Here is an 11,505-nt window from a genome sequence, read left to right on the forward strand (position 1 = left end):
CTATTTAAAAGTGAGTTTCCACTGATAAACCCAGTTCCCAGCTGTCAACTTCAGGATAGTTACTTAATGGTTTAGTAAAGTCTATATGCACTACGTTTTCGTTACTTGAACGAGCGGAATATAAACGAACTCCGAGCCCTACACTGCCAAGCATTTTATTGCTTATATTAGGATGTTGTATATTCCCGGATGCTTTTCCCATATCAACAAAGCCAACGAACCCTAAATCAACAAGCTGATAAATATTAATGTTAGGATACATACGGAGCTCGAATGAAGATTTGACCGTTTGCATACCTTGTTGATAGCTTTGTGGGAAGCCACGGATCCCTTCTTCTCCACCGAGAGCAAGAGGACGCTCGGCAAATTCCTTGTTTTGCCACGCAGCAATGACATCAGCATAAAAAGCAAAACTATCGCTCCAGCGATAATTTACCTTTGCAGCGAGAGTAGACCATACTCTATCACCTTGCTGCGTGCCGATTTGGGCATTGGTTGATGCTTTAAATCGGTATAAAAGATCCTCATTAAATAGCCATGCTTTGTTGGCTGAAAACTCCCAAATTGAGCCAACTCCATCTGCTTCGGTATCAATACCTGCTTTAGCCGCAAGTGACCATCCGAGGTTGAAATCTTCACTGTGATTGATTAAGTCTACATCTTGTAGCACGATATAATTATCTGCGATATATTGAAGGCTAATCCAAGGCGCTAACAGTTTGAAGTCATAAAGGTTATCTCTTATGGCTAAGTTTGGCTCGTCATAGCTGACATCTTGGTAATCGACACCAGCTATCCACCTCAGGGTGGTGGTGTTGGTTTGCTGCCATAAACGGCCATAAGCAAACCGCGCAGATGTACCATTATATCGAAACTGACTTTATGTTTGACCGTTATGATAGATAGAAGTCGTTTGGTCTTGTGCATTAATATAAGCTCTATATAACAAAGAGCTGGAGCGCTGATAGAAAGGTAAATATTTGACCGTTATCATAATCATCTGCTTGCACCGTTATCATGGCATGTGGTTGCCATGGCGCAGGCATTTGCAACACGGTATGGTAACCGGAACGTTCATGATCAGATTTGTATTTTACGGATGCCCTAACGCCATACCCTAACAAGTTTTCCTCTTTAAACCCCAAACTTAACTTATTGTTTCCACTACTTCGGCCAAAGTTGACACTGGGCAGCAAACTCCAGGTGTCCCACGTTTGCACTGATATTTTCTATGGCTCGGCACTGCTGCAAGGCTTGGCGTAGTTGATTTTCGCCTCTCTGATGTATTTTTTAGCACGCAAGATCCGCTCAGCCTCTAAAATATCGGCCTCGCTGACTAGGCCACCAGCCTGAAAAGGGAGTTGAGAAGCGATAGTCGCATCTCGGGTTTCTATATGTAGCCAGTTTGCGAAGTCATGGAAAGAGGTCGTTTCTGGGTTGTCTGGATTAAAAATAGGGTTTGAGTTTATTTCGATAGACTCAATCTTGATGTTTTTCTCTTGGCTTGCTTTATCCGTCTGTCGCGCCATTTTATTACTATGTTCAGCATCATTATTGTAAAGGGAGTCGATGCTAAATGGGTCACCAGCAAACGCAGGAGTGATTGAAGTGACTAACACGAATACCGCAACGGTTTTGGCTGGCATATATGCTCCAACTGAAAAATATCAAGCTACGTTGAAAACATATATGCCAATACTTAAGAAAGGCTTAAGAAAAATTAAAGAATGAGTTAATTGCCAATGTATGCGAGTTTTTCATGATTAAGTTTTGCCTCTACGAACAGAGTTTACAGTTCCCCGGTAAATAAGCGTCGATGCGCTTTTCGTGCATACTCATCAGACATACCACCAAGATAGTCCGCTAACACGCGCATTTGCTGCGTTTCATCGGTTGCTTGCTGGAATAGTGTTTGGGTTGTATACGGCAATAATCGCATTGGGTCACTGGCAAAAACTTCAAATAAATCAATAAGCAGGTTTTGACCACTAAACTCAATTTGCTGCATTTTAGGTTCACGAATTAATCTTCGATATACGAACACTTTTAATACTTGCAGGATCTCTTGAAATTCGGGTGCCATCTCAACGGTAAAATGAAGTAGGGCGGAGTCAAAATCTGAGTCTTGAACGGTGAGTTTACAGTGCACAATAAACAGGTTGACGAGTTCGCCTATAGTATCTTTACGGTTAGATTCATCTTCTGAAAATAAACTCTCGCTCACGCGTTGTAAGTTTTGCTTTAACCAAGTTGAGTCTAACTTTTGTAATTCAGGTAGAGCGAAATCATGCCATGCTGCCTCGTTAAGGGTCTCGGTTGCAATCGCATCTTCTAAATCATGAACTGCATAGGCGATATCATCGGCATATTCCATAATGGCGCAATCTAACGATTTAAACTTAGTCTTGCGACGAAAAGTATCTTTTACTTCGGTTTCCTGCAGCTTGCTTTGGTCATTTTGAGAAAATGGCGAGAGGATCCAATCAAATACAGATTGGTCGCATTGATAAATACCTTTAGCAGGCAGCCAATCGCTAGACAATATGTACTTTCGACTTTGTGTTTGCGTTGGTTGGTGATACCAAAGTGTGTCGATTAATGCAGGATATTTAATAAAACCTAGTAGGGTGCGGCGCGTTAAGTTCATGCCATAACCTTTAGTATAGGGTTCTAATTTAGTTACAATGCGCAAGGTTTGAGCATTACCTTCGAATCCTCCATGGTCACGCATAAGGTAATTAAGTGCGATTTCGCCACCATGGCCAAAGGGTGGGTGGCCGATATCATGGGCTAGACACAAAGTTTCAATAAGGCTTGTCGAAGGAAAGTGTTCAAATTCAGGGTGTTGTTTTCTTAAATGGCGCAGTAGACCGCTGCCTATTTGCGATACTTCCAAAGAGTGGGTTAGACGAGTCCGATAAAAATCGTTAACGCCGATTGCCATAATTTGGGTTTTGGCTTGCAAGCGCCTAAAAGCCGCGGCATGTATGATCCTTGAGCGGTCAATTTGCCATGCTGAGCGGTTGTCGTTAGGGCGGTTTTTTTGCTGCGATAGCAGACGCTGCTGCCAAGCGTTAGACGTCATACCTCTGTTCCTTTTTCTTTATACCTTAAATTCGTCTAAACTATGTACGATAACTGAACGAAAATTCGCGTTTAATTGCGGCTTTTGATATTATCAGCCGCTATTTTTGAATACTGTTATTTTGGCGCAAGTTATCAACGCCTTATCACACTATAGTAACAGAATAAAACTGTTATTGAGTGGGCTTGAGAAAAGTTCTTAGAGACTTAGGGAAAGAGACTCCGTTTCCAGAACAACGCCACTGCGAGGAGAAGTATGCAAGCTAAACTGATTAAACTCATTGTTGCCCTAGTGACTATTTGGGCACTCTTATTCCCTTTTGTCCAAGATAAGGGCCCTCAAGATACCGTTTTAGACCAAGAGGATACGGGCACAGAAGTCTTACCTAAGGTGCCTGAAAAGCCACTTCATAGCGTAAAACTACCCAATTTTTCAGCCATTCGTGATATCAATGAAAAGAAAACGGCATTTTTCGACTTTATTAAACCGCATGTAGAAGCCGAAAATAAACAGATCTTGGAGCAACGAGCCACGCTTGAAATTGCGCTGATGATGGTGCAATTTGATGAAACCCTGACACGAAAACAAATAGAAAAGATAGCATTGATTTTCACAAAGTATGATTTAAAAGGTGAAGCCATTAATGAATCGTCGCTCAAAAGAGCATTACGCCGAGTGGATATTATTCCTAAAGAGCTGGCGTTGATGCAAGCTGCTAATGAATCCGCTTGGGGCACGTCACGATTTGCGCGAATTGGATTAAACTTCTTTGGTCAGTGGTGTTATACAAAGGGCTGCGGTATGGTACCCAGACGTAGAGAAGACGCCGCAGATCACGAAGTTAGAGCATTTCAGTCGGTACGGGCTGCGGTTAAGTCGTACTTTAGAAATATCAACACCAATGATGCATACAGAGAGTTGCGTTTGGTACGAGCAGAGCTGCGAGCTCAAAAAGCACCGATTGATGCGACAGTATTAACAAGTGGCCTGTTGAGTTATTCAGAACGTGGTGAAGACTACGTGAACGAACTTAACGACATGATAAGACATAACCGAGCGTATTTTGATGAAGAGTAAGATTGTATTTGTCCTGATAATGGCACTTTGGAGTGCGATAGCCTCCGCTAACACGGTCACCTTTGCATACGATAGTTTTTACGACAGATTAAAAGTAGTAAATAAAGGCGATTTTGAATTTGCACGTGTGGGTTTTTACCTTGTCGATACAGTGAGCATGCAGCCATGTAAAATCACCAAGGGGAATATTGTAACCGAAGAGGCCAGTTTTCCATTATCGTATACCGATGAAGCACAACTATTGCTTCCATTTGACAAAGAATTGGACAAAGACAAAGCAAAAGTGTTGATTGAAACAAAGAGTGGACACTCGGACTGTCAGCTAAAAATGCAGATTGAAGCCGAGTTATTTAATACGACATCTCTAAGCAGATCTGACCTTTATAAAATGCAAATGGAATTTGAGGAGCTGTTGGCTGATCTATCGGGTTTCTTTATTAAAAACTTGCTATCATTTTTGCTACCAGAGCAACAAGGGGTCATTGTAACCTTTGACCATACTCAAAAAGTCACTAACGCCACTATGCAGTGTGAATCGCAAGTCTGTCAAATCACTGTTCCTAAAACATGGCTTAATGACAATACACATTTTGCTGACTCTGCTAATGTGCAGTCAGTACAACCTTGGCTAGCATTATAATTAGTCTATTATAATATGAAGTAACGTCTTTAGACTTTAGTCGTAGCTCTTCAAGCTGGCTAAATTTATTAGATGTTACTTCATCCTCGCGTTTTTACATGTCAAATTTCCTCTTTACGACCTTTAATCCCTCTTTTGGCAATAATTCAGACTGGAAAATAGTTTGGTATATTCGTCGCATTTTTCTGTCGTCACATCCCTAAATTGGAAACTTTGTGTTAAATAAATGCATTGTTAAAGTTTACGTGGTGTGCTAATAATGTTTTGATTATTAAAAAAACTACAGTGTAATTATTAACTTAAGGGGAAACAGGATGACCTATAAATTACCACTCAGTGCGCTTTCAATTGCTATTTTAATTGGCATGAATCAACAAGTTAAGGCTGAAGAAACAACGCAAGTTGAACGTATTGAAGTGACCGGTTCTCACATAAAAAGAACAGACTTAGAAGGCCCGTCACCAATCCAAAGTTTATCAGCTGCTGATCTAGCATCAACAGGATCAACGGACCTTATTGGCGCACTACAGAAACTACCAGTTTCAGGAACGGGGACTTTTAGTACGCAAGGTAACTCAAGTGATGACACCGCAAATGGTGGTTCAAGTGTGGCGCTAAGAGGACTTGGGGCCTCATCAACTCTTGTACTGATCAATGGTCGTCGCGTTGCAGTGAGCCCATTTGCAAAAGATATTGAAACTTCGTTTGTTGACTTAAATACCATTCCGGTATCATCGGTTAAGCGTATAGATATTCTAAAAGATGGCGCTTCAGCGACTTATGGTTCTGATGCGGTAGCTGGTGTTATTAACATCATTCTTCGTGATGATATCGACGGTTTTGAAGTTGCGGGTAAAATCTCTGATACCGCAGATGGTGGTGCCGAAGAACAAAACTTTACTCTTCTTTGGGGGTCGTCAACACAAAATGGCCACCATAATTTTTCATTAGATTACTTCAAGCGCGGTCACTTAACGTATGCAGATCGAGATTATACGGCGTCTGCTGATCAGCGTTTTCGTGGTGGTAATAACTCATTAAGCTCTGCAGGTGTGCCAGGAAGCGTTGAGGTAATGAGAAGTATGCTCACAGACGAGCAGTGGGCGAGATTACCTGTTGTTCGTGTTGAAGACGATGGTACTCAAGTTAGGCAGACTATCTTTACTGATGTATGGGGAAATGATAAGTGTGACCCTGCTTTAGATATTGGTGATATCTGTCGCTATGATTATGCGCCACACATGACCGCAATCCCATCGACAGAGCGTATTAGCTTTAACTATAACGGCGTACAAGAAATCACCGATGGAATTGAAGGTTTTGCAGAAATTTCTGCACAGCACTCCTCAACCTTCATTCAAGGTGCAGGTAGTCCAAGTTTTACAGAACTATTTATGGATGGTGATAACCCAAATCACCCATTGTTTAACGACCCAGACCATTTCTTACATGGTGTAGATATTTCCATGCGTCGTCGTACGGTTGATATCGGTAACCGTAAAAAAGATGTTGATTCCGAATACTATCGTGCTGTTCTCGGTGCGCGTGGTGAATGGAATGCGTGGTCGTGGGAAGTTGCGTATTCTGCTATTCGTTCAAGTGCAGTCGAAAAAGGCTTTGATGGCTTTCCGAACAAACTAAGAGCGCAACAAGCGATTGATGAGGGCCTTTGGAATCCATTTGAACCAAGCACCAATACAGAAGCCGGTCTGGCGTTTTTTGAAACCACGACTACACGCTATGGTGCATCAACCATGCAATCATTAGACGGTACTATTTCAGGTGAACTATTTGAATTGGGTGCAGGCTACGTTGCAGCAGCGTTTGGTTTCGAACATCGCTACGAAAAAATCGAAGATAATCCTGATAGCCAATACATCAGAGGCGAAATCTTTGGTACTGAAGCAACACAAGCTAATGGTGATAGAGACAATACTGCGCTATTCGCTGAGTTTAGTGTGCCAGTACTGGATAATTTAGAGCTACAACTAGCGCTTCGTTATGAAGACTACAGTGACTTTGGAACAACAACCGATCCGAAAGTGGCATTTCGCTGGACACCAATTGACAGTGTTGTAGTTCGAGGCTCTTGGGGAACTGCATTTAGAGCACCTTCTCTTGTGCAGTTACATCTAGGTAGAACTGACGAATCACCAAGTGTGATAGACCGCGAACGTTGTCGTCAAACAGGTGCCGATGATGATTGTAGTCCGTATGAATACACCGCGATTGTATCTGGTAACAAGAATCTTCAACCGGAAGAATCAGAAAACTACAACTTAGGTATTGTGTGGCAGGCAACCGATGACTTTAGCATCGGTGTGGATTACTGGAACTATGATCAAGAAGATCTTATTAAGAAGATAGGTGCACAGAAGTTAGTTGATTGTTGTGGTACTGATCCTAATTTGGTGGTGCGTGCGCCTAATCAAGGTAGCACACTTGGTCGTATTCTGACTATTAACGACACTTTTGTTAACATTGGTGGTCGTGAAACAGACGGTTTCGATGTTAACTTAGCCTACGCATTAACTACTCGTGAAATGGGCGAGTTTAAGTTCAATTACAACTTAACTTACGCACTTAACTTTGAAGAGCAGTCATTTGAAAGTGATGATCAAGGTAACACATTCAATGTCGCAGAAGATCTCAATGGAGAATACCAGCATCCACAGTTCCGTTGGACCGCAGGCATGGACTGGGCTAAAAACGATTGGCTTGCAAATATCAGCGTAAACTATGTTGATTCTTACAAAGATCTAGCTGACAGTGATGGCAACAAGTATGAAATCGATTCTTGGACTACGGTTGATACAAGTGTCAGTTATATTGGTGTAGAGAAGCTGACAGTAACACTAGGTGCATCGAACTTGTTCAATGAAGAAGCGCCGCTAGCGCCTTCAGAGTCAATGGGTATTGATAATAAGACACACAGTATCCTTGGTCGTCAAGCTTATGTGAAATTTGCTTACCAGTTTTAAGCTACATTAACTCTTCCCTCCAGAGGCTTGGAGGGAAGCTTCCCCAAAAAAGTTAAATCTTTGACTATGGTCAGTTGACCTTTATGATCTAATTTCTATTTCCAGTTTATGTGTTGTTCGTAATATCCGAGTTACTGCATTTTCCTTTAAGAAACAGTGCAATGTAAACTTTATTTGTAATAAGCCCAATCACATTAATACCAATTGAATTAGTTCTCTAATCAATTTGAAGGGTGAAATAGCATATTAGTTTCGTTAAAAATTTCTCATTTAGAACAACTAAATAGCAAAACTTTTGCCTTGCCTATATGGATATAGGTACCTTAGCGGTAGCAGGACGCGAGAGCGGTGCTACTAAAGCTATTTCCCGCTTCAAGATAGATCATTTACTTAATACAACTGGTATAAATCGACTATTTCTTTACTTATGGTAGGGGGTTAAAAGAGGTGTAAAAAGTGGCTTGCTAATTGCTTTTTAAAGTTAGGCTACCAATAAAACACAGGGGTTCATTATGGAGATCCAAGGAGTAGGGCAAATATTTGCCACATCAGGTAATAATAGCAACAAGTTAGCACAATCCGGTCTAGAAACGGATTCAGCCTTTAGCAGTTCTTCTTCATCGGTTGAGTCGCAAATAGAAAAACGGATTGATATGCACAATATATCTCCAAATGAATACAATATGCTAGTCCGTGCAGGCGTTGCAGATCTTCCTATTCCTATGGTTCTACCCAATGGGCGATTATACTTGGATGGACAACAAGGAAAAATGGGGGATGTCCGAACTGACTACATCGGGCAAATCGAGCAATCTATAAAGTATAGTAAGAGTATCGGCGATGTTAATCAGGCAAACTTCCTTGAAAATAGATTAGCGATTGTAAAAGAGCTTCATGGTAAAGATTATCTGCAGACAGAACATGCTTTAGGCCTTGATGTCATGGCTTAAATTAGTTTACCAATGAGATAGATAAGTCCCAAAAAATTCGAAATACGCGTTACAGCGGTGCATAATAGGCCGATTGGGGAGATGAAAATTTAAAAGGAAACACCGAATTAAAGTCGAGTGTTGGGTCTTATTTGATTCGATTTCTGCCTATATACAGCTCTGTTGCGGTATGGTTCACCTAAGTGTGCTTTGTTCATTGTTGCTCAACTTTTGCTTAGATTACTTGGCGGAAAGTCGAGCGTCGTGACCAAAACACACTCAGGAGAACGACAATCAAACAGCAAAGGTCCTATAGTGAGTACAGGCTTTATAAATTGATTGTTTTTATCAACTTAATCGGTTCACCATCAACGTCAAACTCACCCGTGATCTCAAGTAACCCATCCTTTAGCCCCCGTAGCTTATCTAGGTTAAAAGTTTTACTTTCATAAGGTGCAAAGGTGACGGGCAGTTGCCAAAGAGGCTCATCATTTTTGAATGAGTGGAATGGGGTAAAACCGACGCGTAATGTGCCACTCGATGCACCTGAATAGGGGCCGGTTAGCGTGATGGTTATATTGTCATGAATAGTGACTTCCATTTTTACGCCATCAAAAGACTTCTCTGGCGTTAGAAGAGATTTATGTTGTGTTAGTCCGTTCCAACGAATCACTAAGTTTTGAAAGGTATGTTTTGGCAATAAAATACGGTGTTCACCTGAAGCTAGAATTTTTTTGTGGTTACCGTAAGTTAGCGCAACATCATGGGTACTGGGGTTATTGACGTAAAGGTCGTGCGTTCCATCAGAAAAATAGTCCTGGATGTTGATACCACTTAGCGTAAAGAGCGCATCGTCGCCAAGTGTTGATTGCCATTGCTGCAGCAAGTGGTTGAGGGTTTTATGCTCAGTTTCCGTGACTGTCCTAGATTTCTGTTTGTTAAAGATTTCGCGAAGTGGGGTCATACAATCACTTAACTGAGCGCTATATTCCACACAAGTGTTAAAAGCTCTGCGAAGTAAAGGTGCATCTTTAAAGTGCCAAGGATTAGTGGTTTGTTCATTCGTGATCAAGTAGTCATGCGCAGCAAAGTACGGCGTTATTCTATGATTGTTATTTCGGCCAAGAAGACTTATTTTTTGCAAGCTAAGGTCTGAAACACCAATTTGGATCAACGGTAGCCTAGCCAATTGCTCATGGTGTTGTGTTTTCATTTTAATAATCAGTGTATCGTCCCGCTTTGAAAGCGTGAGCGCAACTTGATGATATAGCTTAATATCGTTGCGTAATTGCGGCAGCAGTGCGATAGACTTTGCAGGAAACAATGCTTGATTGCTTGAGACTGTTAACTTTACTCCGTCTTGAAGGGTAAATTGCAGTAGAGTGTCTTTATTGAAATCAATTTCTTTTGGTTTAACGCGTCCGAGACGCGCATCTAAGCTCTCGATTGTTAAATCAGCGATTAACGCAAAGCCAATTTCCCCACGTTTTATCTGCTCTGGTTCGAAGTCGATTAGTACTGCAACACTATGCCCATCAAGTGAGTTGATTAGAGGTGTTTTATCGGGGGCGGGAAAATCCATCACGACATGTGTAGAGGAAAAGTTTGGATGAATATCGAGACGATTAAGTGTTTTGCTTTCGGTATTTCTGAGCCAATATGCGGCACCGTTTTGCTCCCAAGGCCCATCGACAATATAAAAACTTGGCGTGGCAGAGCGCACAAACGCTGCAAACTGCTGTTCAAGCTGAGGCCAATCGGGGAAGGTCTGTTTTAAGAGTGCATTGGCAGTTGGCAAGGTGTTTTCAGAGTGAGGATTTGCGTCCATTAATTTGCCGATAAAGCGTTTAAAATATTGATATCGCTCAGGATCGCTCAATAAAAAATGTACGATAAAAAAGTTGAGCCCGCGTTTGAGTGATGGATCATCATTGATTGCTTCGAAAGATGGCTGGCCATTTTGGTAATACTGCTGTAAACCCAAGTGCAGATAATTCATTGGAGCACGGTCAAAAACCATCACAGTTAACTGCTTTTTATTTGGATTATATACGTGGCTTGCAATGGCATCAGCCATCCCCTCAGTGATCCAATTGGGTGCCCAAGTTGAGTGACCGTTCAGTGCCATATGAAACGCATGCATAGTTTCGTGGATCACGATGTAGCGTTGGTGATGCTGGCGATGACTCGGAAAGTTGTACCCTGCACGGTTATAAAACATAGTTTCGCCGCCAGCCGTTTTATGTACGCCGCGCAAAAAGCCATCATCTAGCATGGCTTCTTTTGTACGTTGGCGTGAACTGCCATAAACGACAGCGATTCTCTTCTTATCAATCGCGGCGGGTGCCATACCAAACAATTCAACATAATGAGGGTAAGACATTTCAAGTAATTCTAAATAAAGTTTTACTTTGTCTTCAGGCAGGTCACTTTTGAGTGCAAAATGTTTACTCACCCACCAGTCATATCCCCGCGAGTTAGCTATTTTTCCATCGCTATAAGTGAGCGGAATTTGTTTACCAGTATGTTGGATATCGATGTGTTTCAACGTACTAACTCGGCCATTAACGCTTACTTCAGAGCGCATATCGGCGGGACTTGGTATAGCAACAATATCGCTTCGTGTAGTTTTACATCCACTGAGTAAAGCAAGTATTGCAATTAGAGGAGCAAACACTAGCTGTGGCTTTTGCACAGAGGATATTCGCCGATAAAAGGTATGGAATAGATAAAATAAAGACATGATACTTTTCTCTCGTTACTATTTGTGTATATTGTATGCAATATAAAATA

The 11,505-nt window shown here is 41.6% G+C and carries 9 protein-coding genes; 4 read left to right on the forward strand and 5 right to left on the reverse strand.

All coding sequences use genetic code 11. The features are described from left to right. Positions 1-4 precede the first annotated feature (4 nt). The 4 genes from CWC29_RS23670 to CWC29_RS06120 all read right to left on the reverse strand — a co-directional run bounded on the left by CWC29_RS23670 (position 5) and on the right by CWC29_RS06120 (position 3,085). Positions 5-670 carry a ShlB/FhaC/HecB family hemolysin secretion/activation protein gene (locus CWC29_RS23670; RefSeq protein WP_235956535.1) on the reverse strand — a complete coding sequence of 222 codons (666 nt, stop codon included), beginning with the start codon at positions 668-670 and terminating at the stop codon, positions 5-7. 268 nt (positions 671-938) lie between these two features. Next, positions 939-1,220, reverse strand: a complete 282-nt coding sequence (locus tag CWC29_RS23675) for a hypothetical protein (protein ID WP_235956536.1) — start codon at positions 1,218-1,220, stop codon at positions 939-941. A gap of 9 nt (positions 1,221-1,229) precedes the next feature. After that, a complete protein-coding gene (locus CWC29_RS23680; protein WP_235956537.1) occupies positions 1,230-1,646 on the reverse strand; it encodes a hypothetical protein in 417 nt (138 codons plus the stop codon). Positions 1,647-1,789: 143 nt separating this feature from the next. Next, positions 1,790-3,085, reverse strand: coding sequence for an anti-phage deoxyguanosine triphosphatase (locus CWC29_RS06120; protein ID WP_138523194.1), 1,296 nt, complete (start codon positions 3,083-3,085; stop codon positions 1,790-1,792). Positions 3,086-3,340: 255 nt separating this feature from the next. Here CWC29_RS06120 and CWC29_RS06125 point away from each other — a divergent pair, with 255 nt between their 5' ends. The 4 genes from CWC29_RS06125 to CWC29_RS06140 all read left to right on the forward strand — a co-directional run bounded on the left by CWC29_RS06125 (position 3,341) and on the right by CWC29_RS06140 (position 8,733). After that, positions 3,341-4,162 (forward strand): glucosaminidase domain-containing protein, encoded by an 822-nt coding sequence (locus tag CWC29_RS06125; protein WP_138523193.1) that lies wholly within the window; start codon positions 3,341-3,343, stop codon positions 4,160-4,162. Next, positions 4,152-4,802, forward strand: a complete 651-nt coding sequence (locus CWC29_RS06130; protein WP_138523191.1) for a DUF2987 domain-containing protein — start codon at positions 4,152-4,154, stop codon at positions 4,800-4,802. The genes CWC29_RS06125 and CWC29_RS06130 overlap by 11 nt, the downstream gene beginning before the upstream one ends. 314 nt (positions 4,803-5,116) lie before the next feature. Continuing rightward, a complete protein-coding gene (locus CWC29_RS06135) occupies positions 5,117-7,783 on the forward strand; it encodes a TonB-dependent receptor plug domain-containing protein (RefSeq protein ID WP_138523190.1) in 2,667 nt (888 codons plus the stop codon). Between the two features lie 512 nt (positions 7,784-8,295). Beyond that, the gene (locus tag CWC29_RS06140; protein ID WP_128728306.1) at positions 8,296-8,733 is read left to right on the forward strand and encodes a hypothetical protein; all 438 of its coding nucleotides are present in this window, start codon (positions 8,296-8,298) and stop codon (positions 8,731-8,733) included. Between the two features lie 307 nt (positions 8,734-9,040). Here CWC29_RS06140 and CWC29_RS06145 read toward each other — a convergent pair whose 3' ends face one another. Next, complete coding sequence (locus tag CWC29_RS06145) at positions 9,041-11,455, reverse strand: hypothetical protein (protein WP_138522681.1); 2,415 nt, start codon at positions 11,453-11,455, stop codon at positions 9,041-9,043. Positions 11,456-11,505: the final 50 nt, after the last annotated feature.

Origin of the sequence: Pseudoalteromonas galatheae (assembly GCF_005886105.2) — a bacterium.
GTDB lineage: Bacteria > Pseudomonadota > Gammaproteobacteria > Enterobacterales > Alteromonadaceae > Pseudoalteromonas > Pseudoalteromonas galatheae.

What these genes read in the sequence shown, in the direction of transcription:
- CWC29_RS06145 (WP_138522681.1), bottom strand. Translation starts at nt 11,455, where the DNA reads ATGTCTTTATTTTATCTATTCCATACCTTTTATCGGCGAATATCCTCT.
- CWC29_RS23680 (WP_235956537.1), bottom strand. Translation starts at nt 1,646, where the DNA reads ATGCCAGCCAAAACCGTTGCGGTATTCGTGTTAGTCACTTCAATCACT.
- CWC29_RS06125 (WP_138523193.1), top strand. Translation starts at nt 3,341, where the DNA reads ATGCAAGCTAAACTGATTAAACTCATTGTTGCCCTAGTGACTATTTGG.
- CWC29_RS06135 (WP_138523190.1), top strand. Translation starts at nt 5,117, where the DNA reads ATGACCTATAAATTACCACTCAGTGCGCTTTCAATTGCTATTTTAATT.
- CWC29_RS06130 (WP_138523191.1), top strand. Translation starts at nt 4,152, where the DNA reads ATGAAGAGTAAGATTGTATTTGTCCTGATAATGGCACTTTGGAGTGCG.
- CWC29_RS06120 (WP_138523194.1), bottom strand. Translation starts at nt 3,085, where the DNA reads ATGACGTCTAACGCTTGGCAGCAGCGTCTGCTATCGCAGCAAAAAAAC.
- CWC29_RS06140 (WP_128728306.1), top strand. Translation starts at nt 8,296, where the DNA reads ATGGAGATCCAAGGAGTAGGGCAAATATTTGCCACATCAGGTAATAAT.